The organism is Benzoatithermus flavus, from assembly GCF_037908215.1.
In the GTDB taxonomy this organism is placed as follows: domain Bacteria; phylum Pseudomonadota; class Alphaproteobacteria; order Geminicoccales; family Geminicoccaceae; genus Benzoatithermus; species Benzoatithermus flavus.
The window spans coordinates 84,729-110,218 of sequence record NZ_JBBLZC010000012.1 but is presented as its reverse complement, the minus strand read 5'-3'; the positions used below and the strand labels follow the sequence as shown (position 1 = coordinate 110,218).

At 69.7% G+C, this 25,490-nt stretch carries 22 protein-coding genes; 8 read left to right on the top strand and 14 right to left on the bottom strand.

The window, feature by feature from the left end:
• Positions 1 to 4: 4 nt before the first annotated feature.
• The 6 genes from U1T56_RS13400 to U1T56_RS13375 are packed head-to-tail and all read right to left on the bottom strand — an operon-like array spanning position 5 to position 7,163.
• Positions 5 to 793, bottom strand: a complete 789-nt coding sequence (locus tag U1T56_RS13400; protein ID WP_418159989.1) for a carnitinyl-CoA dehydratase — start codon at positions 791 to 793, stop codon at positions 5 to 7.
• Positions 790 to 2,850, bottom strand: a complete 2,061-nt coding sequence (locus U1T56_RS13395) for an acetate--CoA ligase family protein (RefSeq protein WP_418159988.1) — start codon at positions 2,848 to 2,850, stop codon at positions 790 to 792. The genes U1T56_RS13400 and U1T56_RS13395 overlap by 4 nt, the downstream gene beginning before the upstream one ends.
• A gap of 5 nt (positions 2,851 to 2,855) precedes the next feature.
• The gene (locus U1T56_RS13390) at positions 2,856 to 4,016 is read right to left on the bottom strand and encodes an acyl-CoA dehydrogenase family protein (protein WP_418159987.1); all 1,161 of its coding nucleotides are present in this window, start codon (positions 4,014 to 4,016) and stop codon (positions 2,856 to 2,858) included.
• Between the two features lie 9 nt (positions 4,017 to 4,025).
• Entirely contained in the window at positions 4,026 to 4,799 is a 774-nt protein-coding gene (locus U1T56_RS13385; RefSeq protein WP_418159986.1) for an SDR family oxidoreductase, read from the bottom strand.
• Positions 4,800 to 4,803: 4 nt separating this feature from the next.
• Positions 4,804 to 6,285 carry a carnitine 3-dehydrogenase gene (locus U1T56_RS13380; RefSeq protein WP_418159985.1) on the bottom strand — a complete coding sequence of 494 codons (1,482 nt, stop codon included), beginning with the start codon at positions 6,283 to 6,285 and terminating at the stop codon, positions 4,804 to 4,806.
• Positions 6,282 to 7,163 carry a beta-keto acid cleavage family enzyme gene (locus tag U1T56_RS13375; protein WP_418159984.1) on the bottom strand — a complete coding sequence of 294 codons (882 nt, stop codon included), beginning with the start codon at positions 7,161 to 7,163 and terminating at the stop codon, positions 6,282 to 6,284. The genes U1T56_RS13380 and U1T56_RS13375 overlap by 4 nt, the downstream gene beginning before the upstream one ends.
• Positions 7,164 to 7,273: 110 nt before the next feature.
• Between U1T56_RS13375 and U1T56_RS13370 the strand changes: the two genes are divergently transcribed.
• A complete protein-coding gene (locus U1T56_RS13370; RefSeq protein WP_418159983.1) occupies positions 7,274 to 8,230 on the top strand; it encodes a GlxA family transcriptional regulator in 957 nt (318 codons plus the stop codon).
• On the opposite strand, the gene U1T56_RS13365 is transcribed toward U1T56_RS13370, so the two are convergent.
• Entirely contained in the window at positions 8,227 to 10,677 is a 2,451-nt protein-coding gene (locus U1T56_RS13365; protein ID WP_418159982.1) for a GcvT family protein, read from the bottom strand. The two genes, U1T56_RS13370 and U1T56_RS13365, sit on opposite strands and share 4 nt — an antisense overlap.
• 77 nt (positions 10,678 to 10,754) lie before the next feature.
• Here U1T56_RS13365 and U1T56_RS13360 point away from each other — a divergent pair, with 77 nt between their 5' ends.
• Complete coding sequence (locus U1T56_RS13360; protein ID WP_418159981.1) at positions 10,755 to 11,009, top strand: type II toxin-antitoxin system CcdA family antitoxin; 255 nt, start codon at positions 10,755 to 10,757, stop codon at positions 11,007 to 11,009.
• Positions 11,010 to 11,025: 16 nt separating this feature from the next.
• Here U1T56_RS13360 and U1T56_RS13355 read toward each other — a convergent pair whose 3' ends face one another.
• The 3 genes from U1T56_RS13355 to U1T56_RS13345 are packed head-to-tail and all read right to left on the bottom strand — an operon-like array spanning position 11,026 to position 15,961.
• Entirely contained in the window at positions 11,026 to 11,949 is a 924-nt protein-coding gene (locus U1T56_RS13355) for a DMT family transporter (protein ID WP_418159980.1), read from the bottom strand.
• Positions 11,950 to 11,960: 11 nt separating this feature from the next.
• Positions 11,961 to 14,390, bottom strand: coding sequence for a GcvT family protein (locus U1T56_RS13350; protein WP_418159979.1), 2,430 nt, complete (start codon positions 14,388 to 14,390; stop codon positions 11,961 to 11,963).
• Positions 14,387 to 15,961, bottom strand: a complete 1,575-nt coding sequence (locus U1T56_RS13345; RefSeq protein ID WP_418159978.1) for a trimethylamine methyltransferase family protein — start codon at positions 15,959 to 15,961, stop codon at positions 14,387 to 14,389. Before U1T56_RS13345 ends, U1T56_RS13350 begins: the two co-directional genes overlap by 4 nt.
• Before the next feature lie 122 nt (positions 15,962 to 16,083).
• Between U1T56_RS13345 and gcvA the strand changes: the two genes are divergently transcribed.
• Both gcvA and U1T56_RS13335 read left to right on the top strand, forming a co-directional pair.
• Positions 16,084 to 17,022 (top strand): transcriptional regulator GcvA, encoded by a 939-nt coding sequence (gene gcvA / locus U1T56_RS13340; protein ID WP_418159977.1) that lies wholly within the window; start codon positions 16,084 to 16,086, stop codon positions 17,020 to 17,022.
• 39 nt (positions 17,023 to 17,061) lie between these two features.
• Complete coding sequence (locus tag U1T56_RS13335) at positions 17,062 to 18,015, top strand: alpha/beta hydrolase (RefSeq protein ID WP_418159976.1); 954 nt, start codon at positions 17,062 to 17,064, stop codon at positions 18,013 to 18,015.
• Here U1T56_RS13335 and U1T56_RS13330 read toward each other — a convergent pair.
• From U1T56_RS13330 to U1T56_RS13320, 3 genes are read right to left on the bottom strand one after another with little or no spacing between them, the layout of a single operon-like run.
• On the bottom strand, positions 17,924 to 18,373 hold the full coding sequence (locus U1T56_RS13330) for an ATP-binding protein (protein ID WP_418159975.1): 450 nt from the start codon (positions 18,371 to 18,373) through the stop codon (positions 17,924 to 17,926). The genes U1T56_RS13335 and U1T56_RS13330 overlap by 92 nt on opposite strands.
• Positions 18,374 to 18,378: 5 nt before the next feature.
• A complete protein-coding gene (locus tag U1T56_RS13325) occupies positions 18,379 to 18,711 on the bottom strand; it encodes an STAS domain-containing protein (protein WP_418159974.1) in 333 nt (110 codons plus the stop codon).
• A gap of 26 nt (positions 18,712 to 18,737) precedes the next feature.
• Complete coding sequence (locus U1T56_RS13320; protein WP_418159973.1) at positions 18,738 to 19,976, bottom strand: PP2C family protein-serine/threonine phosphatase; 1,239 nt, start codon at positions 19,974 to 19,976, stop codon at positions 18,738 to 18,740.
• 292 nt (positions 19,977 to 20,268) lie between these two features.
• Between U1T56_RS13320 and U1T56_RS13315 the strand changes: the two genes are divergently transcribed.
• The 4 genes from U1T56_RS13315 to U1T56_RS13300 all read left to right on the top strand — a co-directional run bounded on the left by U1T56_RS13315 (position 20,269) and on the right by U1T56_RS13300 (position 22,788).
• Positions 20,269 to 20,625 carry an Hpt domain-containing protein gene (locus U1T56_RS13315; RefSeq protein ID WP_418159972.1) on the top strand — a complete coding sequence of 119 codons (357 nt, stop codon included), beginning with the start codon at positions 20,269 to 20,271 and terminating at the stop codon, positions 20,623 to 20,625.
• 97 nt (positions 20,626 to 20,722) lie between these two features.
• The gene (locus U1T56_RS13310; protein WP_418159971.1) at positions 20,723 to 21,835 is read left to right on the top strand and encodes a DUF4384 domain-containing protein; all 1,113 of its coding nucleotides are present in this window, start codon (positions 20,723 to 20,725) and stop codon (positions 21,833 to 21,835) included.
• A gap of 63 nt (positions 21,836 to 21,898) precedes the next feature.
• Positions 21,899 to 22,327: a DUF4399 domain-containing protein gene (locus U1T56_RS13305; RefSeq protein WP_418159970.1), complete on the top strand. Its 429-nt coding sequence runs from the start codon at positions 21,899 to 21,901 to the stop codon at positions 22,325 to 22,327.
• Positions 22,328 to 22,362: 35 nt separating this feature from the next.
• Positions 22,363 to 22,788, top strand: coding sequence for a DUF4399 domain-containing protein (locus tag U1T56_RS13300; protein WP_418159969.1), 426 nt, complete (start codon positions 22,363 to 22,365; stop codon positions 22,786 to 22,788).
• Positions 22,789 to 22,807: 19 nt separating this feature from the next.
• Here U1T56_RS13300 and U1T56_RS13295 read toward each other — a convergent pair whose 3' ends face one another.
• Positions 22,808 to 25,408, bottom strand: a complete 2,601-nt coding sequence (locus U1T56_RS13295; RefSeq protein WP_418159968.1) for an SUMF1/EgtB/PvdO family nonheme iron enzyme — start codon at positions 25,406 to 25,408, stop codon at positions 22,808 to 22,810.
• Positions 25,409 to 25,490 lie beyond the last annotated feature (82 nt).

The window sequence follows — 25,490 nt, the reverse complement described above, 5'->3', positions numbered from 1 at the left end:
GCGTTCAGCGGCCCTTCCAGACGGGCTTCCTCTTCTCGGCAAAGGCGCGTGCCCCTTCGAGCTGGTCCTCGCTCTCGTAGACGCGCTTCACGGTCGGCAGGCCCTTCGCCGCTACCAGCGCCAGCGCCTCCTGCTCGCCCATGGTGGCGGTCTTGCGCACCACCTCCTTGATGGCGGCGAAGACCAGAGGCGGCCCTTCGGCCAGGAGACGCGCCAGCTCGCGGGCGCGCGCCATCAGGCCGTCTCCCGGCACGACCTCGTTGACGAGCCCCCAGCGCGCCGCCTCGGCCGCGTCCATGAACCGGCCGGTGAGCAGAAGATCCATGGCGACATGATAGGGGATGCGCCGTGGCAGCTTGATGGTGGCCGCATCGGCGAGCACGCCCACGTTGATCTCGGGCAGCGCGAAGCGGGCATGGTCGGCGGCGAGGATCAGATCGCACGACAGCGCCAGCTCGAAGCCGCCGCCCACGGCCATGCCGTTGACGGCAGCGATCACGGGCTTGTTGAGGTCGGGAAGCTGCTGCAGGCCGGCGAAGCCGCCGATGCCGAAATCAGCGTCGGGCGCTTCGCCTTCGGCTGCGGCCTTGAGGTCCCAGCCGGCGCTGAAAAACCTGCCGCCGGCCCCGGTGACGATGGCGACCCGAAGCTCCGGGTCGTCGCGGAAACCCAAGAACAGCTCACCCATCTTCCGGCTGGTCGCGGCATCGATCGCATTGGCCTTGGGGCGGTCGAGGACGACCTCGAGCACGCCCCCCTCGCGGGTGACCCGAAGCGGCGTAGAATCGGTCATGGACTGGGCTCTCCGGGAACGAGGCGGACGAAGGCGTCGGCCGCGACCGCACCCTTGCCTGCCGGGCGGACGATCAGAGGATTGACGTCGAGCTCGACGAGGCGGTCGGCGTAAGTCGCAGCGAAGCGCGCCACCGCCAGCACGGCGGCCACGGCGGCATCGAGGTCACCGGCGGGCCGGCCGCGAAAGCCCTGGAGCAGCGGTGCGGTGCGCAGGCTCGAGATCGCCTCGCGCACCGCCTCCTCGGTGGTCGGCAGGAGAAGGAGCGCCCGGTCGGCCAGAAGCTCGACCATGATCCCGCCGGCACCCACGACGAGGCAGAGCCCGAGCTGGGGATCGCGGATGACGCCGACGAGAAGCTCGGCTACACCGTCCTGCACCATGGGCTCGACCAGGATCGCCTCGCCCAAGGCCAGCATGCGCCGGGCGACCGCTTCGACCTCGGCCGCGTTCCGCAATCGCAAGGCTACCGCACCGAGCTCGCTCTTGTGGGCGAGCGTGCGGCCCACCGCCTTCACCACGACGGGGTAGCCCATGGCCTCCGCGGCAGCGACGGCAGCGGCGGCATCCGGCACGCACCGGCCGCCGGGATGGGCGAGGCCGAAGCGGGCGAGAAGCGTCTTGCCCTCCCACTCGTCGAGGGTGACGGGCTCCCCGGCCGGGGCCTCGGCCGACAGGAGCGGCGGCGGCAGTGCCCGCGCCTGCGCGGCGCCGATATCGGCGGCGGCCTCGGCGGCCGCCAGGGCCTCCTCCATCCCGGCAAGGGGAGCGATGCCGTCCGCGAGCAGGCGTTCGGCGACATGTTCGGGCAGGCACTCGGGAAGCGTGGCGAGGATGGCGGTGCGCGCGCCGGTAGCGTCGCGCGCGTCCTTCCAGGCGTCGAGCGAGACGTACCAGTCGGCGGGATCGCAGCGGTCGGCGCGAGGCAGATCGAGAAGGAGAAAGGAGAGATCGAAGCCGCACGCCATGACGGCCGAGAAGGTCGCGCGGAGCTGATCCGGCTTCGCCCAGATGAAGGTGTGATAATCGAGCGGGTTCGAGATGGTGACGAGCTCGTTGAGCGTGGTGCGGACCCGTTCCGTCTGGTCCGGGTCGAAGCCACGGAAGCACAGCCGCCGGCCCTCGCTCGCATCCGCCATCAGCGAGGCCTCGCCGCCCGAGCAGCTAAGCGAGACGACGTCGCGCCCATGCAGGGCGCCGCCGGCATGGAGCAGCTTCAGGGTCTCGAGCAGGACCGGGATCGAATTCACCCGCGCCATGCCGAGCCGGGCGAACAGGGCCGTCATGGCCTCGTCCGCCCCGGCGAGCGAGGCGGTATGGCTCATGGTGAGCGCCGCCCCTGCCGCCGAGCGCCCGGCCTTGAGCACGACGACGGGCTTCCTCGCCGCCAGCGCCTTGCGCCCGGCCGCATCGAACGCGGCGACGTCGTCGATGCCCTCGATGTGGAGCCCGATGGCGGTGACGCGCGGATCGTCGACGAGTGCCGCGAGGCAGGTGGCAAGGCCCACCTTCGCCTGGTTACCCAGCGTCAGCACGTAGGCCAGCGGCAGGCCGCGGCGCTGCATGGTGAGGTTGAGCGCGATGTTGCCCGACTGGGTCAGGATCGCGACCCCGCGCTCGCAGCGCTTGCCGCCGTGCTGGTCGAACCAGAGCAGGGCGCCGTCCAGGTAGTTGATGATGCCGTAGCAGTTGGGACCGAAGAAGGGCATGTCGCCCGCAGCCGCGACGAGGGCGGCCTGGAGCTCCTCCCCACGCCCGCCGGTCTCCTTGAAGCCGGAAGCGTAGCAGACGGCCCCGCCCGCACCACGTGCCGCCAGCTCGCGTACGACCTCGACCGAAAGCTCGCGGTTGACGGCGATGAAGGCTGCATCGGGTGTTTCGGGCAGGTCGGCCACGCTGCGAAACGCCGGGCGGCCCTCGATCTCGGTCCTGGTAGGATGGACCGGCCAGATGGGGCCGGCAAAGCCCATCTCCTCGCAGCGGCGGATGACTCCTGCCGCCTGCCAGCCACCGAACACTGCGATTCCGCGCGGATGCAGCAGACGGCGGAGATCCATGCGCGTCAGGCCCCGAGCCTTCTCAGGATGTCGCGGCTGATGATGTGGCGCTGGATCTCGCTGGTGCCGTCCCAGATCCGCTCGACACGCGCATCGCGCCAGAAGCGTTCGATCCCGGTCTCCTCCATGAGGCCCATGCCGCCGAAGATCTGGATGGCATGATCGGTGACGCGCGCCAGCATCTCGGAAGCGTAGAGCTTGGCCTGCGCGATCATCCGGTTGGCGTCCGTACGCTGATCGAGCAGCCAGGCGGCCTTCAGGGTGAGGAGATCGGCGGCGTCGATCTCGGTCGCCATGTCGGCGAGCTTGAACGAAGTTCCCTGGAACCTGCCGATCGGCTGGCCGAACTGCTTCCGCTCCGCTGCCCAGGCCGCCGCGAGGTCGAACACGCGCCGCGCCCGACCGACGCACGTGGCGGCGACCGTGAGCCGGGTGGCGTAGAGCCAGGTGGTCATGAGCTCGAAGCCTGCTCCCTCCTCGCCCAGGATCTGCGAGGAAGGCACCCGGCATTCGTCGAAGTCGAGGATGCAGTTGTGGTAGCCGCGGTGCGAGACGCTTCGGTAGCCCGGCCTGATCTCGAAGCCCGGCGTGCCGCGGTCGATCAGAAAGCAGGTGATGCGCTGCTTCGGGCCGGCCTTCGTCTCCTCCGTCCCGGTCGCGACGAAGACGATGGCGAAATCCGCGATGTCGGCGTGGCTGATGAAGTGCTTGGTACCGTTGATGACCCAGTCGCCACCATCGCGGCGCGCGAAGGTCTTCATCGAGCGTACGTCCGAGCCGGCCTCGGGCTCGGTCATGGCGAGGCAGTCGATCCGCTCGCCGCGCACGGCCGGAAGCAAATAGCGCTCCCGCTGCTCGTCGTTGCAGGCGCACAGAATGTTGGAGGGCCGGCCCCAGAACACGGAGAGGCCGTAGCTCGCCCGGCCGAGCTCGCGCTCGAGGAGGGTGAAGGTGAGATGGTCGAGCCCGCCGCCGCCGAACTCTTCCGGGATGTTCGGCGCGTAGAAGCCGAGCTCCTTCACTTTCCGTATGATCTCGCGTCCGACCTCGGGTCGCACCTCGCCGGTGCGCTCGACCTCGGCCTCGAGCGGGTAGAGCTCGTTCTCGACGAAGCTCCGCACCGTGTCGACCACCATCTGCTGCTCGGGCGAGAGGGCGAAGTCCATGGATTCTGCTCAGCTCGTGAGGGATTCGGTGTGGCCGTCGACGGCGAGCGCCTGGCCGGAGATGCGCTTGCCCGCCGGGCTGCACAGGAAAAGCACCATCCCGGCGACGTCCTCGGGGGTCACGAAGGTGCGTAAAGATACGGAGCGCTCGTAGCTGCGCCGCACTTCCGCTTCGCTCCGGCCGGTGACCGCCGCCTCGGCGGCGATGACGCGCGCCATGCGCGGGCCCTCGACCGAGCCCGGACAGATTGCGTTGACCTGCACGCCGAAGGGACCGAGCTCCATGGCGAGCGTCTTGGTGAGTCCGATGATCGCCCACTTGGCCGCGCAGTAAGGTGCGCGATTCGGGTAGCCGAACAGGCCCGCGGTCGAGGAGAGATTGACGATCGCCCCCTGCCCCTGCGCCTTCAGGAGCGGCGCCGCCCGGCGCGCGCACAGGAAAGCGCCGTCGAGATTGACGGCGAGGCAGCGGCGCCAGTCGTCGTAGGCCACGTCCTCGACCGGTACCGTCGGCCCGGCTATGCCGGCATTGTTGACCAGCACGTCGAGCCCGCCCAGGCGGGCCGTGGCCTCCTCGAACAGCCGGTCGACGTCGGCCTCGACGGAAACGTCGGCGAGGCTCACTCCGGCTTCGGGATGCGCCGCATGGAAGGCGGCCAGCGCACCGGAGTCAATGTCGCAGATGTGGACCCGATCCCCGCGCGCCATGAAGCCGCACGCGATCGCCCGGCCGATGCCGGTGGCCGCCGCGGTGACGAGCACACGAAGCGGCGTGCCCGTCATGACACTAGCGCCGTGGTGCCCCGACCTGCCGGCCGGCGAAGTCCGGCCTGGGCAGGTCGCGATGGGCTGCAGCGATGCGCAAGACCCGCTCCCGCACGTCCTCGCGCGCCGGGCAGGCACGACCGGCATTGGTGTCGACGTGGAGCAGCATCTGCTCGGCGGTGGCGAGGCGCGTGCCGTCGTCCGAGCGGTGGAGCGAATGGAAGAGATGGATGCGCTTCTCGTCGGCGCCGAGGATCTGCGTCGTGACGTGGAGCGGCACGCCGGCCTCGACCTCGCGCAGATGCATGATGTGGGTCTCGACCGTGTAGTAGCTGAGGCCCGCGCGGTGGTAAGCCTCGTCGATGCCGACATAGCGGAAGAGCGCGTCCGAGGCGTCGCCGAAGACCTGGAGGTAGCGGCTCTCGGTCATGTGGCCGTTGTAGTCGATCCACTCCGGCAGCACCCGCGCCTCGTGCAGGCGCAAAGGCTGCGCGAGATCGTCGCCCGCGCCCATGACATGGGCGTGGCTCGCCTCGTAGAGCTTCTCCTCGTAGGCTGCGAGGACCTCGCCTGCCCCCCAGTGATGGCTCCTGAGGCCCTGCATCACCGAGACGAGGCAGTCGTCGCGCAAGCGCTCCAGCTCGCGGATCGAGCGGTCGCCGGCCTGCGCGTCCGACTGGGCCACGATCTTCTCGAGCAGCTCGTCCGTGAGCTCCGGTGCCTCCAGCTTCGTCCAGGGCAGCTTCAGCGCCGGGCCGAACTGGGCCATGAAGTGGCGCATCCCGGCCTCGCCGCCGGCGATGCGGTAGACGAGAAAGGTGCCCATGAACGACCAGCGCAGGCCGCAGCCGAAGCGGACCGCGTCGTCGATCTCCTCGACCGTGGCGACGTCGTCGTTGACGAGATGCAGCGCCTCGCGCCAGAGCGCCTCCATGAGCCGGTCGGCGATGAAGCCGTCGATCTCCTTCCGCAGCATCAAGGGCTTCATACCGATGCTGCGGTAGAAGGTGGCGGCCCGCTCCTTGGTCGCCTCGCTGGTCCGCTCGCCGCCGCAGATCTCGACCAGCGGCAGGAGATAGACCGGGTTGAACGGGTGGCCGACCGTGAACCGCTCGGGATGCGCCATCCCGGACTGCAGCCGGGTCGGCAGCAGACCCGAGGTGCTGGTACCGATCACGACGTCCGGACGGCAGGCGCGGTCGACCTGCGCCAGGAGCCGGATCTTCAGGTCCTCGCGCTCGGGCGCGCTCTCCTGGACGAAGTCGGCATCCGCCACCGCCTCCTCCACCGAGCGGGCGAACGTGACGCTGCCACGCCGTGGCAAAGGCGCCAGCGTCAGCTTGCGATAGGCGCGCTCGGCGTTGGCCAGAACCTCGCCCACCTTGCGCTCGACCTCGGGGTCGGGATCGTAGAGCGCCACGTCGATGCCGTTCAGCACGAGGCGCGCGGCCCAGCCCGCCCCGATGACGCCGGCCCCGATCAGGCCAACTTTGCGCACGTTCATCGCTGCTTCCTCAGGCCGAGCTTCTTGCGCGCTTCTTCGGGACCGACGACGCGGGCCCCCATCAGCCGGACGATCTCGCAGGCACGCGCCACGAGATCGCCGTTGGAGGCGTAGACACCTTTGTCGAGCCAGAGATTGTCCTCGAGCCCGACCCGGACGTGGCCGCCCATGAGCACGGCCTGCGCCACCATCGGCATCTGCATCCGGCCGATGCCGAAGGCAGCGAAGATCGCCCCCGGCGGCAGCAGGTCGCGCATGGCAAGCACCGCGCGCGGGTCGGCCTCGGCCCCGTAAGGAATGCCCATGCAGAGCTGGAACAAGGGCGGGGCCTCGATCAGCCCCTCCTGTACCAGCATTTTCGCCTGCCAGACATGGCCGAGCTCGAACACCTCGATCTCGGGCTTGACGCCCACAGCCTTGATCCGCCGCGCCATCGCCCGCAGCATGTCGGGCGTGCTGACATAGGCCGAGGCCGCGTAGTTCATGCTGCCGCAGTCGAGCGTGCAGATCTCGGGCCTGAGCTCCTCGACATGGACGAGCCGGTCCTCGACCGTCGCCATGTCGGTGCCGGGGCCGCCGCGCCAGGGTTCCTGCGGATCGGGCACGAAGTCGCCGCCCATGCCGGCCGTGAGATTGATGACGACGTCGACCCCGGAGGCACGGATGCGCTCCACCACCTCGCGATAGAGGTCGGGATGGCGCGCGGCCTTGCCGGTCTCGGGATCGCGGACGTGGATATGGGCAATGGCGGCACCAGCGCGGGCGGCCTCGATCGCCGCGTTCGCGATCTGCTCCGGTGTCACCGGAATCGCCGGATGCTTGCCGACGGTATCGCCCGCTCCCGTCACCGCACAGGTGACGATCACCTCGGTGTTCATGGCCGCCCTTCGGCCTCCCTGCCCTGAATGCGCTGGTCCGGATGGTAGCAGCCACGATGGCGCGCTATTGATCGTTCGAGCCGCTTCCTTGACGAATTGCGCCATCGCCCATGCCCAGCTCCGCCCCGCTCGAGATCGCCGTTCTCCTGATGCCCCGTTTCTCGCTGATGGCGCTCTCGGCCGTGCTGGAGCCGTTTCGGATCGCAAACCGGCTGGCCGAACGACCGCTTTACCGCTGGCGCTTCGTGAGCCCCATGGGAGGCGCCATCGAAGCCAGCAGCGGCCTGCCGATCACGGCCGAGCGCACGGTGCGTGCCCCCGTGCGGGCGGGGCGCGTCATCGTCTGCACGAGCTTCGAGCCCTTGGCCGCCGCGAACCGCGAGGTGCTGGCCTGGCTACGCGCGCTGGATCGCAGCGGCGCCGAGCTGTGGGCGGTCGATACCGGCGCCTTCCTCCTTGCGGAAGCGGGCCTCCTGCACGGCCAGCGCGTGACGCTGCACTGGGAATCGATCGCGGCCTTCGCCGAGCTCTACCCCAAGGTCGAGACGCGGCGCTCCCTGTTCGAACGCTCGGGTCGGGTCGCGACCTGCGCCGGCGGCACGGCGGGGATCGATCTTTCCCTCTCGGCCATCGCCCGCGAGCACGGGACCACGCTCGCCTTCGACGTGGCCGACCAGCTCATCCATCAGCAGATTCGCGACCCCGCAGCCCCGCAGCAGATCGCCCCCATGCGCCGCTACGGCACGCGCAACCCCACGGTGCTCCGCGCGATCGAGCTTCTGCACGGCTCGATCGAGCAGCCGCCGAGCCTGACCGCGGCGGCGGCGGCACTCGGCGTCTCGCCGCGCCAGCTCCAGCGGCTGTTCACGACCCATCTCGGCCGCTCGTTCAAGCGCTTCGACCGCGAGCTGCGCCTCGAGCGCGCACGCGAGCTCCTCGAACAGACGAGCCTCTCGGTGCTCGAGATCGCGATGGCGACCGGCTTCGGCTCGGTCGAACATTTCAGCCGAAGCTACAAGGCCCTGTTCGGAACGAGCCCCGGCCGGGCGCGGCTGGTGCCGGGTTAGGCGCGGATTCGCTCGTTCCTCGGGTCGTACCAGGCCTGGAGCTGCGCCCTTGCCGGCACGCGCTCCCAGGCGACCTCGACCTCGAGCGTCTGGCCGGCGAGCCAGTCGGCGGTCACACCCCCCTCGTGCTGCAAGTAGCCCATGCCGAGGGAAGCGCCGATGCGGTGGCCGTACATGCCGGAGGTGATCGAGCCGACGATGCGATCCCCGATCCAGACCGGCTCTTCATGGTAGAGGAGCTTCGCGTCATCGAGCAGCCGGATCTGGACGAGGCGGCGGGTGGGCGTGCCAGCCTCTTTCTTCCGCAGCAGCGCGTCCCGGCCTATGAAGCCGCCTTTCTTGGCCCAGGCGACCGTAAAGGCGAGGCCCGCCTCGATCGGATCGTCCTCGGGGCCGATGTCGTGGCCCCAGTGGCGGTAGCCCTTCTCCATGCGCAAGCTGTTCATGGCGTGATAGCCGGCATGGACGAGGCCGAACTCCCGGCCCGCCTCCTCGATGCGCTCGAAGACGTGGAGTGCCATCTCGGCCGGGACGTAGAGCTCCCAGCCGAGCTCGCCGACATAGGTGATGCGGCTCGCCCGCACCCTGGCATAGCCGATCTCGAGCTCGCGCGAGGCGCCGAAGGGGAAGGCGGCGTTGCCGAGATCCTCACCCGTGAGCTTCGTGAGCAGCGGGCGGCTGTTCGGGCCCATCAGGCCCAGCATCGGCAGGCCCGAGGTGATGTCGACGACCGTGCAGCGCGCCTCTTCCGGCACGTGCCGGCGCAGCCAGGCGAGATCACGGGTCTGGACGGCGGCACCCGTGACGACGAGAAAGCGCGTCTCGGCAAGGCGGGTGATCGTGAGGTCGGCCTCGATGCCGCCCTGCTCGTTGCACCATTGCGTGTAGACGATCCGGCCTTCCGGCACGTCGACGTCGCTCACGGCGACGCGGTTGAGAACGGCGCAGGCGTCCGGCCCCTCGACCAGGAACTTCGCGAAGCTCGACTGGTCGAACAGGCCGACCGCATCGCGCACCGCCCGGCATTCGGCCGCGGCGTGTTCGAACCAGTTCTGACGGCCATAGGAGTAGCGGTACTCGCGCGGCACGTCTTCGGGCGCATACCAGTTCGGCCGCTCCCAGCCCGCGGTCTCGCCCATGACGGCGCCGTGCGCCACGAGCCGGTCGTGGAACGGCGAGCGACGGGCGCCACGGGCCGTGTCGTACTGCCGGTAGGGCCAGTGCATGGCGTAGAGCAGGCCCAGGCTCTCCGTGGTGCGGTCGCGCAGATAGGCCTTCGTGCTCTGGAACGGGTGCAGCCGGCGGACGTCGACGTCGGTGAGATCGACCGGCATCCGGCGGTCCCTGATCCACTCGGCCAGCACCTTCCCCGCACCGCCCGAGCTCTGGATGCCGATCGAGTTGAAGCCGCAGGCGACGAAGAGATCCCGCACCTCCGCGGTCTCACCCAAAAGGTAGCGGTCGTCGGGGGTGAAGCTTTCGGGGCCGTTGAAGAAGGTCTGGATGCCGGCCGTCGCCAGGATCGGCAGGCGCGCCGTGGCCTTCTCGAGGATCGGCTCGAAATGATCCACGTCCTCGGGCAGGCTGTCGAAGCAAAAATCCTCCGGAATGCCGTCCATCCCCCAGGGCTTGGCGACGGGCTCGAAGGCGCCGACGAGCAGCTTCCCGGCATCCTCCTTGTAGTAGGTGCACTCGTCCGTGACCCGTAGGACCGGCAGATCGCGCGGCACGTCGGCCAAAGGCTCGGTCACGATGTAGAAGTGCTCGGCCGCGTGCAGCGGCACCGAGACACCGATCGTGGCCGCGAGCGCGCGCGACCACATGCCGGCGGCGAGCACCACCGTCCCGGCTCTGACCGGCCCCTCTGCCGTCATCACGCCCACCGCCCGGCCCTGCTCGACCAGGATGCGCTCGACCTTGATGCCTTCCAGTATGCGCGCGCCACGATTCTTGGCGCCTTTCGCGAAGGCCTGCGTGGTGTCGATCGGGTTCGCCTGTCCGTCCTTGGGAAGAAACACGCCCCCGATCACGTCCGTGAGATCGAGCAGCGGGTACTTCGCCTTGATCTCGGCGGGGCCGATTACCTCGACCTCGAGGCCGAAGTTCTTGGCCATGGAGGCGCCCCGCTTCAGCTCCTCGAACCGCTCGGCGTTCAGCGCCAGCGAGATCGAGCCGTTCTGCTTGAAGCCGGTGGCCTGCCCGGTCTCGGCCTCGAGCTTGTGGAGGAGCTCAGAGGTGTACTTCGCGAGCTCGGTCATGCGGCGGGTGGCACGAAGCTGGCCGATCAGGCCGGCAGCGTGCCAGGTCGTGCCGCAGGTGAGCTGCTTGCGCTCGAGCAGGAGGACGTCGGTGATGCCGAGCTTGGTGAGGTGATAGGCGATCGAGCAGCCGACGATGCCGCCGCCGATGATCAGCACGTCGACACGGGAAGGTAACGAGACGGTCATGGCCACAGCATCCCCAAGCGGATGGTGATTTCAGGCAGGATCGACCTGCCCATGCACGAAGCGAGGAGGAAACGATCGTGCGAACCGCGCTCTACAATGCCGGCGCCGCCAAGATGACGGTGAGCCTGACGCTCAACGCCGATCTCTACGCCAAGGCGCGCAAGGCGGGGCTCGATACCTCGCAGATCGCCGAGCGCGCGCTCGCGGCAGCACTGGCCGACGATCTCGCCGGCGAGGTCAGGGAGGATCTCGAGGCCCTGAACCGGCACGTCGCCGAGCAGGCGGTGCTCGCGGACCGGCTGCAGGAGCACGATGCCGTCGTGGAGGACTGAGAGCGCCCTTCGAGAGCTAGGCGCCAAGCCGTCTGGCTCCGCTCAATGCCTGGAGTGCCGTGGCGCCGAGCACGAGCGCGCCGCCCGCAAGCGTCGCCGTCGGCGGCACCTCGCCGACCACGAGCCAGGCCCAGACCGGCCCCAGGATCACCTCGGTGAGCGCCAGCAGCGTGAGGTCGGCCGCCGGCAGGTGGCGCGAACCGGCAGCGAAGGCGAGCATGCCGCAGCCGATCTGCCCGATCCCCATGGCGGCGCAGATCAGAAGGTCGTGCCGGCCGACGAGAACGGCGTCGGCTCCCTTGCCGGCGACTACCAGCAGGAACGCCACCAGGGCCGAGAACAGGGCTCCCCAGACGATCGAGGGAGAGCCGTCGCCGTAGCGGCCGCGGCGCAGCGTGACGCTGAAGAGCGCAAAGCTGACCGCGGAGGCCAGCGCCAGTAGGCTGCCGGAGGCGCCGCCCAGCGCCAGCCCCGGCGCCACCATGATAGTCACACCCACGATCGCGGCCGCCATGGCGAGCCAGGTCTGGCGGCCGACCCGCTCGCCGAGCAGCAGGCGGGCGAACAGAGCGGCGAGGAACGGCTGTGCCGCCAGGATGAACATGACGTTGGCGACCGTGGTGCGGGTGAACGCCTCGATCGAACCCAGGAAGGCGCCGACGAGGCACCAGCCGCCAAGGACGCCGTTCCAGCCGGCGGTGCGAAAGGTCCGCAACAGAGCGCCGCGCTGGCGGATGCCCAGAACCACGACCAGGAACAGAAACACGAACAGGGAGCGCCAGAGCACGATCTGCCGCGCGTCGGCTGCCTCGGCCAGCTTCACGAGCACGCCGCCGGTGCTCCAGAACGTGCCGGCGAGGACGACCAGGATGGCGCTGCGCAGGTAGGTGAGGTCGATGCACGCGGGCGGCGTCGAGGCGGCAGATTCGGTTCTGTTCATGTCGGCGAGCTTCAGGCCTTGAGCCGTGCGTTACCCGGATCGTAGAGCGGCTCCTCGCACACGGTGGCCGGGGTCATCCGCCCGTAGATCTCGACCGCCACCTTTTGGCCGGGTCGGGCGAGATCGCTGCGGACATAGGCCAAGGCGATGCTCCGGTCGAGCGTGAAGCTCCAGAAGCCCGAGGTCACGAGCCCGACCCGCTCGCCGTTCTCGTGCACCGGCGCGCAGAACGGGGCGTCGTATTCCCCCGCATCGTCGAGCGTCAGCGGGACGAGGCGCTGGCCGACGCCACGCTCGCGCTGTGCCACGAGCGCCGCCTTGCCGATGAAGTCGGGCTTTTCGAGGTCGACGAAGCGGTCGAGGCCCGCTTCGAGAGCGGTGAAGCCGATCTCGAGGTCCTGCTTCCAGCTCCGGTAGCATTTGTCGAGGCGCATGGATTCGACGGCGTAGATGCCGACGTCGCGAATGCCGTACCCGGTGCCTGCCGCCATGATCCGCTCGTAGGCCGGAAGCAACTCCTCCATCGGCAGATGCAGCTCCCAGCCGAGCTCGCCGACATAGTTGATCCTGAGCGCCAGGGCGCGGCCCGAGCCGAGCTCGATCTCACGGCCCGTGAGCCAGGGAAAGGCGGCGTTGGAAAGATCGGCCGGCGTAATTTTCGCCAATGCGTCCCGCGCCTTCGGCCCCGCCACGACGAGGGTTCCGAGCCGACCGTGCAGCGTCTCGAGCCGCACCGAGTCGTCGTCCGGCATGGCCGCGCGCAAAAGATCCTCGTCGTGCCATTCGGCCGTGCTGGCCGAGACCAGGTAGAAACGCTCGTGGGCGAGGCGAGTCACGGTGAACTCGCTCACGACCCCGCCGCGCTCGTCGAGCGCGTAGCAGAGCGCGATCCGGCCCGGCTTCGGCAGGCGCGAGCACAGGACACGATCGAGCATCGCCTCGGCACCCGCCCCCTCGACCAGGAATTTGGAGAATCCGCCGAGGTCGATGACACCGACAGCCTCCCGGACCGCCCGCACCTCCTGCGCCACGAGCGGGTTCCAGTTGCGCTCGCGGCGCAGGGTGAGGCTGGGCTGCTCGATCCTGCCTTCGGGATCGAAGAACACCGCCCGCTCCCAGCCGTTGCGGGCACCGAAGCGGGCACCCTTGGCCTTCAGCACGGGATAGAGCGGGGTCGTGCGCGCCGGCCGTCCGGCCGGGCGCTCCTCGAACGGGAAGCCGATCGCGTACTCGTTCTGATAGAGTTCGACTGCCTTCGCGACCGTGTAGGAGGTCGTGGCATAGCCGGTGTAGCGGCGCGGGTCGAACACCCAGCCGTCCCACTCGGGCTCGCCGTCCACCACCCATTCCGACAGGAACTTCCCGGCCCCGCCCGACTGCGCGATGCCGAAGCTGAAGCAGCAGCACTGGTAGAAGTTGGTGAGCCCGTGGACCGGGCCGATATAGGGATTGCCGTCGGGCGCATAGGGGATCGGGCCGTTCACGACCCGCTTCACCCCACCCTCGGCCAGAATCGGCACGCGACCGCAGGCGTCCTCGATGTAGCGCTCGAGCCGACCCAGATCGTCGGGCCAGAGCTGGTAAGCGAAGTCCTCCGGCAGCCCGTTCACCCACTCGGCCCGGCAGTCCCACTCGTAAGGCCCCAGGATGAAGCCGTGGCGCTCCTGACGGAGATAGTAGGACGTGTCGGGATCGCGCAGGAGCGGGAGCTTGCTCGCCCCCCGCTCGGCCAGAGCCAGGATGTCCTCGGTGACGAGGTACTGGTGCTGCATGGCGACGATGGGCAGATGCCGCCCGACGAGCGCCATGATCTCGCCTGCCCGGTAGCCGGCGGCGTTGACCACGATCTCGGCCCGGATGGTCTCGCCCTTGTCGGTGCCGACCAGCCACTCGCCGCCACTGCTGCGCTCCAGGCTCACCACGCGCGTGAAGCGCTCGATCCGGCAACCCGCCTCGCGCGCCATGCGAGCATAGGCCTGGGTGAGTTGCGAGGGGTCGACGTCGCCGTCCAAGGGATCCCAAAGCGCACCCTCGAGGTCGTGCAGCTCGAGAAAGGGATAGCGTGCCCTGGCCTCCGCAGGCCCCAGAAGCTCGTAAGGCAACCCTTGCGCGTGCGCCATGGCGAGCACGTGGCGGAACTCGTCCATGCGCTCGCGGTGATGGGCGAGGCGCAGGGAGCCCGTGCCGTGATAGCCGATGCCGCCCTCGAGCTCGGCCGAGAGGCGCCGATAGAGCTTGGCGCCGTAGGCCTGCATCCGCATGAGCGTCCAGCTGCCCGAGAAAGTCGGACAGTTGCCGGCGGCGTGCCAGGTCGAGCCCGCGGTGAGCTCGTTCATCTCGAGGAGCAGGCAGTCGGTCCAGCCGCGCATGGCGAGATGCCAGAGGGCGCTCGTGCCCACCGCTCCCCCGCCGATGACGACGACGCGTGCGGTCCTGGTCATGCTGCCTTCCCCCTGGTGGCGGGCCGCATGGCCTCGGCAGGGAGCCTGATCGGATAGCGCTCGCGCAGGAGGCCGTCGATCGCGACGAGATGGGTCGGAAAGTGCCCGCCGAGGATTTCCCGGACCTTCCGGCCCGCCCGCTCGACGATGTCGGTCCGGCCCTGCTCGGCCCATTCCTTGGGGCTCGTCCGGTCGCCGATCCCTGGATAGTAGTAGTCGCGCTGCATGAGCTCGAGCGTCTGCTGGCTGCCGAGATAGTGGCCGGGGCCCTCGATGCAGACCTCGCGCATGACCTCGAGCGAAAGCGAGGCCTCGCTCACCTCGATGCCGCGGATCGTGCGCAGCGTGGCGCCGATGATGTCGTTGTCGATGACGAGGCTCTCGTGGCTGAAGCCCAGAAGGCTCGCCTGCATTCCGGCCGCCTCGTAGATGAGGTTGGCGCCGGCGTTGCCGACGAGCGCGTGGTTGTAGCCCTTCTCGGCCCCGGACTGCGCGTCGGGCAGCTTGGAATCGCTCATCCCCGAAGCGACACCTGTCGGCAGATCGTAGAATTGGCCCATCTGCGCGCAGGCCGCCATGAGCAGCGCCTGCTCGCCGCTGCCGCCCGACATGGCACCGGTGCGAAGATCCGAGACGAAGGGCCAGGTACCGAAGATGGCAGGAGCACCCGGCTTCAGCGCATTCACATAGCACAGGGCCGCCAGCACCTCGGCCACGGCCTGGACCACGGAACCCGCGAGTGCCGCGGGCGAGGTGGCACCGGCCTGACCGGCCGAGAGCAGGAGCACTGGCATGCCGCCCGCGACCGCGGCTTCGAGGCAGCGGCAGGCATCCTCGGCGAAGCGGAGCGGTGGCACCACGAAGCAGCAGGAGAGGCTCACGAACGGTCGTGCCCGCCACGCCGCCTCGCCGCCCGCCACGTGGTGCAGGATCTCGAGCCCCATGTTGAGGGTGTCGGGGCGGCAGAAACTGGTGCCCACGTGCTTCGTCGTGCCGGCGATGCAGGCATAGAGCGTATTGATGTCGAGCTCGACGGCACCCACCATGTCGCGCGGGACGAGCGTGCGCTGGAAGAAGTGGATGTGTTCGAGCGCATCCACCATCCGCGCCGCGTCGTAGAGGTCCTGGAGCAGCGATTCGCGGTATGCGCGCGTCTTGAGGTCGACCATGTGCACGGCGGCACCGGCCGTGCCGAAATGGACTTTGGTGCCCCAGGGCTCGAGGTCGTGCCGCGGCTCCTGGCCGTAGAGCGGGAAGCGGCGTGCCGCACCCGCGATCACGTCCTCGACCAGCGAGCGCGGGAAGCACAGGCGGCCATGCTCGTTGAGGAAAGCGCCTCTGGCGGTGCAGGCCTCGATGCAGGTGGGCAGCGCTTGCGCCATGCCGATCTTTTCCAGCACGTCGAGCGCCGCTGCGTGGATCGTGCGCACGTCGGCCTCGCTCAAGGGCCGGTAGCGCCCGCCCTCGAGCCCCGGCCGCACGGGCCTCAGGCTCTCTTCCAAGGGCGCCGCCCGCAACTGCCGCCGCGCCTCGCGGCCGCCGCGCCGCCGGCCCTCGCACTCCATGGTCATGGCCGCCTCCCCGAGGATCCGCCTCGGGCAGCATCGTCGGGCGAAGCCGGCCCGAGACAACCGATTCTTTTTGCGCGACCGGTGAGCTGGATTCACCAGCTTCCACGCGCTAGCGTCACGCCATGTCCCGCCTGCGCCTGCCACCGCTCTCGGCCCTCAGAGCCTTCGAGGCGGCCGCGCGTCGCCTCAGCTTTCGCGACGCCGGCGACGAGCTGTGCGTGACCCATTCGGCCGTGAGCCATCAGGTGAAGCTGCTCGAGCGCGAGCTCGGCACGCCTCTGTTCTGGCGCAAGGGGCGGCGTGTCGAGCTCACCGAAGCGGGCGAGGCGCTCTACCCGGTCTTACGCGACGCTTTCGCCCGGATCGGCGAAACGGCGGCCCGGATCAGGGAGCGGGGTGCCTCCGGCGACCTCACCGTGCAGGTCTACGTGACCGTCGCCTCGCGTTGGCTCCTGCCGCGCCTGCACCGCTTCGAGGCCCGGAACCCGGATCTTTATCTCCGGCTCAGCACGAGCCACCGGAGCTGGGACTTCGACGCCGAGAACGTCGATGTCGGGATGATCTACAAGGAGCCGCCGCTGGACACGGCACTCGCCTGGTGGCCTCTGTTCCGCGCCCGGCTGGTCGCGGTCGCGAGCCCCGGCACCGTCCAGGGCGGCATGGGGCTGCGGCAGCCGGCGGAGCTCGTGAACCACCGGCTCCTGGCCGTCGAGACGGCCGAGGCCGACTGGGCGCTCTGGCTCGAGGCCGCCGGCCTCGGCCGGCTCGTGCAGCGCCGCGGGCCGCTGTTCGACAGCTATCTCCTCGCCCTCGAGGCCGCGATCGACGGCCAGGGCATCGCCCTCGTCCCCGACTTCCTGGCCGAGGCCGATCTCAAGGCCGGCCGCATCGTCGAGCCCTTCCCTTTGCGTGTGCCACAGCGGGGCGGCTGGTATCTCGTCTGCCGCAAGGAGCGCCAGCAGGACGGGCGGATCGCACGCCTGCGTACCTGGCTCGCCGCCGAGATCGCAGCCGATCTCGGCCGCGCCGGCGATGAATCCGGCCGGAGCGACACTATCTGATGAGCGCCGTTCCCTGCTGCGTCATCGACGGACAATCGCTTGCTCGCTCTCGCGAAGATCCTCCTCACCGCGCTCCCGATCGCGGCCGGAATGTTCCTGGCCATGTGGCTTCTCGTCGTCCTCGCCTTGTGGTGGCAGCAGGATCGATTGATCTTCGCCGGCTGGGGCTTTCGTCTGGTCGGCGCCTCGGGGCTGGCCGAGGGCGACGAGCGGCTCTCCTTCGTCACCGACGACGGTGTGCGGCTCATGGGCGCCTTGCGCCGTGCGAGGAAGCCCAGCCGCGGCCTGCTCCTCGCCTTCAGCGGCAATGCCGAGGATGCCGACTGGCGGCTGCGCCATCTCGGAAGCTGGATCGACGACCTCGACATCGTCACCTTCTTCTACCGCGGCTTCGGTCCGAGCGGCGGCGTGCCCGATCAGGCGGCAATCGTGCGGGACGCGATCATGGTCCACGATCGCATGGTCGAGCGGCTTCGGCCCGAGCGGGTGATCGCGGCGGGCTTCAGCCTGGGCTCCGGTGTCGCGGCGCAGCTCGCACGGGCCCGACCGCTCGCCGGCGCGATCCTCGTCACACCGTTCGATTCCGTCGCCGCCGTGGCCGGCGCCCGCTATCCCTGGGTGCCCGTCAACTGGCTGATCCGGCACCCGTTCCGCTCGGACGAGGCGCTCGCCGGGCTCGACCTGCCGGTCGCGGTGATCGGCGCCGACCGGGATCGCGTGGTTCCCCCTGAGCGCACCCGCCTCCTGATCGCGAACCTGATGCGGCCCGTGCTCGTGAGCTGGATCGAAGGCGCGAGCCACGTTTCCCTCTACGAGCGCCCGGAATACCGCGCCGCGTTCAGCGAAGGCCTGCGCCGTATCCTCGCGGAAGCGGCGCCGCCGCGACGGCAGACGGCGCGGCTCAGGCCGGAAGCGTGGGCCGCTTGGTCAGCCGCAGCCGGTTGCCGTCGGGCCCCGGCGCATAGGAGACCGCATCCAGAAGCTGACGCATGAGAGCGATGCCGCGGCCGCTTTCCGCGAGCGAAGCGATGTCGCTCGGATCGAAATCCGCCTCGAGCGCCGCCGGAGCCTCGAAGCGCTCGGGATCGGCGGCACGGCCATAGTCGACGATCTCGACCGTCACCCGGTCACCGGCCTGCTCGACGCTGACGTCGATCGGCACGTCGTGACAGTCGCGATGGGCATGCTCCACGACGTTGTTGAGCGCCTCCACCGCGGCCAGCTCCAGATCCTGCGCCGCTTCCTCGTCCAGCCCGCCCTGCAGCGCCACGGCATGGATGGCACCGGCCACGAACGCGACCTCCTTGTAGCTGCTGTCGATCGCGAGGCGCAACCGCAAGAGCACGCGCATGACGGTCAGTCCGAAAAGCTCAGAGCGTGGGCCACGTCGTCGTGGAGCCGCAGCACCTTGTCGAGGTGAGTGAGCCGGATCAGCTTCGCGACCGGGCCGCGCACGCCGCAGACCGGCAGGCGGGCAGGGTCGCCCAGCCGCTTCAGCACCGCCACGAGCGCACCCAGTCCGCTGCTGTCCATGAACTCGACGGCGGCGAGGTCGAGCACGAGATGCCGGTGGCCAGCCGCGAGCAGCCGCTCCATCTCGGCGCGGAAGGTAGGCACGAAGGCAGCGTCGAAGCGTTGATGATCGATGCGGACGACCAGATGGCCGTCGCGCTCCTCACTGCGTATCATGGTCGGATGCTCTCCTCGAAAGCCGATCAACTCGGAAGCGGACGCTCGAGCATCAGAAGTGAGAGATCGTCGTCGGGCGCCGCTCCCTGGCGCCAGTCGCGCAGATGGAGGCGCAATCCAGCGACGACCTCGGCGAGCGGTCGGCCGGCCGTGATGACGAGATGGCGGGCGAGGCGCGCCTCGGAGAACAAACCTTCCCCCAACCGCTCGGCCTCGACGATGCCGTCGGAATAAAGCGCCAGCCGGTCGCCGGGCGCGAGCACGAACGGTAGCGGTTCCCACCAGGCATCCGGAATCAGGCCGACGGGCAGGCCGCCCTCGCCCAGAAGCTCGGCCCTCGCCTCGCGCGCGTGCAGGAGGATGGGCGAGGGATGCCCGGCCTGGATCAGGGATCCCGTGCCGGAAGTGCCGTCGATGAGACCGAGCAGCATGGTGAAGTAGCTGCTCTCGGCCTCGACACTGCAGAAACGCTCGTTGGTCTCCTTGAGGAACGAGAGCGCGTGCCGCCACCATGCATCGATCGGGAGCACGTCGCCTTCGGCCGGACGCCGCCCGAGCGTCGCCGAGAGCAGGCCGTGGACCGCGAACGAGTGCAGCGCCGCCCGCACACCATGCCCGACGACGTCGATGTGGAAGAACAGGAGCCTGCCGCCGCCGAGCGGCACCACGTCGAACACGTCGCCGCCGACATGGCTCGACGGCTCGAACATCCAATCGACCGCAATGCCGCTCACAAAGCCCGGCCGCGGCAGGAGGCTCTCCTGGCTGCGCGCGGCCGCAGCGAGATCGCGCTCGATCCGCTCGTAAGCCTCGCGCAGGCGGGCGTTGGTCTCGCGCAGACGCTCGTTGCGCTGACTGAGCTGCCGCTCGAGCCGCACGATCCGCTCGCCGGTCTTGAGCCGCACGCGCAGCTCCTCGGGGTCGGGCGGCTTGCGCAAGAAATCGTCGGCCCCGGCTTCGAGTCCTTCCACGACGGCGCTGCGATGGCTGTGGCTGGTCAGCATGAGCACATAGACATAATGACCGGAACGCTCGCGGATGCGGCGGCAGAGTTCGGGCCCATCGCAGTCCGGCATCACCCAGTCCGTGACCAGGATGCCGGCCTCGCTCCGCTCGAGGCAGGCCCAGGCCTCGTCGCCGTTCCCGGCCTCGATCACCTCGTAGCCGAGACTGCGCAGGAGCGTTCCGATGATGGCACGGGCGAACACATCGTCGTCGGCCAGCACCACGCGGCGGCTTCTGGAATCCACCGGCTCGCAGGTCATCGGCAAAGCTGCCGGGGTCAGTTGCTGCACCGGCTTCATCGTCTCTTGCTCTCGGTAGCTCCGTTCAAAGCGCTTCCGCCTTGGAGTTGTACGCATGGCTTGCTGATATCCTCCACGGGGATTAGCTCGACCCGCCGCTGCCGTCCGCACCCAGAATGTCGCAGAACCAGCGGTTCGCAGGAGGAGCGACAAATGATCCATTCGAGCGAGCTGCGGCGTCGCCGCTCTCGTCCCGCGAGCACCTTCCTGCTAGGCCGGTCGAGCGATCGCGCCCCCGCAGAGGACACCCATCATGGAGACCACGAGCTTCGATCCCACCCTTCTCGAGCGCTGGCGCACGTTCGTCGCCCCTGGGCAGCTTCGGCAGCTGGCGCTCGACTTCCTCGCCAAGCTCGAGGAGGAGGTGGCCGGGCTCGGCGCCACGCTCGCCACGGGCGACCGCCGCCTGCTGGCCCGTGAGGCGCATGCGCTGGTCGGCAGCGCCGCCAATTTCGGCGCCGTTCGCATCAGCACGCTCGCGCGCGCGCTCGAGCTGGCCGCGGCGGACGCGGACGGCACTCGGCTCTCGGACCTTCATGCGGATCTCCGCGCCGAGGTGCCGCGCATCACGGCGAGCCTCAAGGGCTGGCTCGAGACCGCGGGCGGCTGAGAAGTCCGCGCCCCGGCGTCCACGGCCGGCAGACGCGCTCGCTCTCGACACGCCCACCCGCTCGTTGCACTATGCCCAGTCGAGGGAGGAATCCGGTATGGCGGGCGTGCGGTCCCGTCTGCGCATCGGCTCGGCGGTGTTGGTGATCGCATCGGCTCCTGCGGCAGCGGCGGGGGATGCGATGCCGGCAGCCGTCGTGCTCGCCTCGACCGCACCCGGCTACACGACCGGTCAGACCCTGGCCGAGGCCATGGTCGAGGTCCCCGATGGCGCCAGCACCACCTTCCTGCTGCCGGGCGGTCAGGCGATCACCATCAAGGGGCCCTACAAGGGCAGCCTGACGGCGCAGAAGCCCGCGGGAAGACGGAGCGCGTTGGCGCAGCTCCTGGCTCCGGGGCAGGACAGAAGCCAGATCGGCGGCACCCGCTCGCTCGAGCAGGGAGAGGCCGGGAGCCGGCTGGTCCTCGATCCGGCCGGCGGCGGCAGGTTCTGCGCGACGCCCGAGACCGAGATCGCCCTTGCCCGACCGGCCGACCCGGCGTTCAACACGATCGAGATCCGAAAAGGTGGTCACGCCGCGACGGTCCGCTGGGAGGCGGACCGGACCATTCCCTGGCCGCAGGATCTGCCGCTCGCCGACGGCACGGTGACGGTCAGGAGCGTGCGCACCGGCGAGGAGCGGCAGCTCGAGCTCCGCATGCTGGCAGGCGCCAAGCAGAGCGATGCAGCGCTCGCGGCGACGCTGGCGCTCGCCGGCTGCAGCCGGCAGGCCGAGACGGCGCTGGAGCGTCTGCGGGACGCCACGGTGCCACTCGACCTCTATCTCGCCTCCGACCACGGGCGTTATCCGGTCTACCGGCCGGGCGAGCCGGTCCGGCTCGTGATCCAGACCAATCGTGACGCCTATCTCTACTGCATGGCGCGCGATACCCAAGGACAGGTGCTGCCACTGTTCCCGCGCGAGCCGGGCCAGACCAGGGTCGCGAGCCGGGGTGCTCTGAGCCTGCCGGTGTCCGTGAGCGCCGACGAGAGCGAGATCCGCTGCATCGCCTCGGAGCGGAACCTCGCCGCCGACCTGCCGCAGCTCGCCCGCTCCACGAGCGCCGGGCCCCTGTCCGAGGAAACGATGGCCGCGCTCGACCGGGCGATCGCGGACCCGCGCCAGGGCCGGATCGTCGTCGCCCAGCTCGTCCTTCGGGTGCAGGACTGAGGACCCCATGCCTCGCACGCTGCGCCTCGTCGGTCCCGACAGCCTGCGGAGGAGGTCGCCGCCATGTCGATCAGGCTCGTGACATTCGCCCTGCTCGTGGGCGGCATCGGCAGCGCGGCGCTGCCCGCGGCAGCCGTCGAGCCGGCGCCACCAGGGGCGAAGGTCTACATCATCTGGCCGAAGAGCGGGCAGATCATCACGGGAGGGAAATTCTGGCTACGCATGGGGCTGCGCAACATGGGGGTGGCACCTGCCGGGATCAGGAAGCCCGGCACGGGCCACCATCATCTCCTGATCGACGCCGACCTGCCGCCCGCGGGCGAGCCGATTCCCAACAACCGCAACCATCTCCATTTCGGCAGCGGCCAGACCGAGGCGCGGATCGAGCTGCCGCCGGGCCGGCACACGCTGCAGCTCGTCCTGGGCGATGCCGACCACGTGCCGTTCGAGCCATCGCTCGTCTCGGACAGGATCACGGTCATCGTGCCGTGAGGCCGCAGGCGCCACTGGTCGGAAGGAAGAAGCGGATGCTCAGGTTCCTGTCAGCAGCCTCGCTCGCGATGGCGCTCGCCGCCCTGCCGGCGGCAGGGCGGGCCGGTTCCACCCCGGCTTCCAAGGACGCCTATCTCTATATCGGCTGGCCGATCGACGGCGAGGTGGTCAAGAGCCCGTTCAAGGTCTGGTTCGGCCTGCGCAACATGGGCGTGGCCCCGGCCGGCGTCGACAAGCCCAATACCGGCCACCATCATCTCCTCATCGACACCGACCTGCCGCCTCTGGACGAGGAGATCCCCAACAACCGCAACCATCTCCATTTCGGCAACGGCCAGACCGAGACCGTCCTCGAGCTGCCGCCGGGCCGGCACACGCTGCAACTTCTCCTGGGCGACAAGGATCACGTTCCCTTCGACCCGCCCGTGGTCTCGAGGAGGATCACCATCACCGTGCGCTGAAGCAGGTCCTGCCCGCTCCTCAATCGAGGTCGCGCGCGACCCTGAAGCCGTTCGCGATGTAGCGCACGTCGGCATCGTAGAAGTTGCGGGTCGTCGTGCCGAGATAGGCGGGGTCGTCGCGCCAGGAGCCGCCGCGCAGCACGCGCTCCCGGCAGCCCGACGCCTCGCGGGTGCTACCGTCGGCGGGCGCGCCCCGGTAGCTGTCGAACCAGCAATCGGCCACCCACTCCGCCACGCCACCGCTCATCCCGCTGAGGCCGAAAGCGTTCGGAGGCTGCGCGTCCACGGCCGGCGGGCGCAGCCGCTCGAACAGGGTGCTGCCGCAGTCCTTGCAGGCCACCTTGGTGCCGTCGATCTTCTCGCCCCACCAGTAGCGCGAGCTCGTGCCGGCGCGGGCGGCATACTCCCACTCGGCCTCGCTCGGCAGGCGATAGCGGTGCCCGGTCTTCTTCTGCAGCCAGCCGACATAGGCCATGGCGTCCTGCCAGTGCACGTTGTGCACGGGTGTCGTGTCGGTCGGGTCCTGCATGCGCGGCATGGCGGGGCAGCCGCCGTCCTCCACGCAGGCGCGCCACTGCGCCACCGTCACCTCGTACTTGCCGAGCGCGAAGGGCTTCGTGATCGTCACCTGATGCGGCGGCCGCTCGCTCCGGTCGCCACTGGTGCCGCCCATGACGAACCGGCCGGCCGGGATGCGCACCAGCACCGGGCACTCCGGACAGTCCTGGAAGCTGGCGCCGTCGCCGTTGGTGCGGGCCAAGGGCTTCGCGGGCTCGGGTGGTTCGACCATGGCCGCCTTCTCGTCCGCGGGCATCTTCTCGCCCGTGGCTGCCGGCGCCGGCTCGCCTTTCGGCCGGGCGGCGATCAGATCACCCAGGATGAAAGCGGGCTCGCCCCTGGCCGGGGCCACGTAGAACCAGTTGCTGTCCTTGACCTTGCCGAGTGCCGTGAGCTCGGCTCCTTTGGCGACTCGGCCGGCTCGCCCGGCAGAGGAGCTGGGCGCCGAGCGCAGGTTGGCGTCCACCAGCGCCACGAACGTGCCGGCTAGGGGCTCGAGGACCATGTCGGACGGTGCCGGCGGGCCGGAAACGGCCTCGGCCACCGCCGACGCCGCTTCCGCGGGCCCGGCCGCTGGTGGCGGAGTCTGCGTCCTTGCCGCCGGCGCTTCCGCCGTAGCCATCGGCAGCGCCTCGCCGCCCACCGTGACGGTGATCGTTATCGTGGTGACGGCCTCCCCGCCCTTGCCGTCGTCGGTCACGAGCACGAGCTGCTCGCTCGAGCCGATCGCGGCGTCACCGGGGTCGAAGGTGAGCCGATCGAGCCTTCCCGGATCGATCCGGTCGCCCGGCGACAGAGGCCCGCCCGCGAGCCGGACCGTACCGTGCTCCGGAACCCGGCGCACCCGGATCGTGAGCGGATCGCCATCCGGATCAGTCGGCGGCGGCATCGGCACCCGATTCACGACGGCACGCATCTGCAGCTCGACGATGGCGTCGGGCGGCCGGTTGGAGGGCGCGATCGCGACCGCCACCGAGCCGCGTGCCGAGCCGCCCTGCCCGTCGATGACCACGTAGGCGAACGTCCCGGCATCGCCGCGGAGCGAGCCGTCCGGGCGGAAGCTCGCCGAGCGGAGCTGCTCGACGGTGAGATAGTCGCCGATCAGCACCGTGCGATCGCCGACGAGCACGCTGCCGCCACGTGGCAGCCCCGCCACCTGGACGACCAGCCGGTCGCCGTCGGGATCGGTCGGGGCCGGAATCGCCAGAGACGCGGGCCCGGCATTGTCGAGGACCGTGAGCGGCACTGCCGCCGCCACGACGGGATCGCGGTTCGGCGGCTTGGGATTGAAGTAGAAAGGTGCCGCGCCCAGTGAACCGTAGGTGTAGGGCTCCTGCCGACCGTGCGTCGCCTCGAGCACGCGATCGCGCACGCGGCGGAAGAACAGGCCGAGCTCGAGCCCCGGCACCTGCAGCTCGTCGAGCAGCGCTTCGGCATAGGGACTGTGCTCGCCCTGGCCGTCCTCGGCCACGGTGTTGGCGCGCGTCGCCATCGCGACCAGCGTGCCGCTCGGCGTATCGTCGATGCGGGCGAGGCCCGTGCCGATCTGGTTGGTGCGCGCCGCTCCCATGCTGTGGACCAGCCGGTCGACGAACGGGTTGTCGCGGCAGGCGTCGAGCATCATGAGGCCGAGCTTGCGCGCCTGCGCGATCTCGCCGAGGAAGAGCTGCAAGGGCACCGCCTCGTAGAGCAGATCGCGCACGCGCTCGAGCTTGGCATCGGAGGGCACGAGGTAGTTGATGCCGTCCACCTGCACGCCGTGGCCAGCGTAGTAGACCACCGCCACATCGGCCTCGGCCGCCTTGACGCCGAACGCGCGCAGCGCGCTCACGAGCCCGCGATTGTCGAGATCGAGCGCGATATCGACCGAAAAGCCGAGCCCGCGCAGCGCCCCGGCGATCGCCTCGGCGTCCTTGCGCGGGTTCACGAGCTCGGACGCATGATCATAGCGGCCGATGCCAACGACCAGTGCGACCCGCTTCCCGTCCTCCACGGCCGCCGATCCGGCCGCCGCCAGCAGGAGGACGAGAACGCCGCACGCATACGCCAGACGCTTCAGCAATGTGTTCTGTCCTGCTTCCCCCGATCTTATCGTACCCCTCCCTTCAGTCAGGTGCCAAGCATTCGATGATCCGCAGACCAGG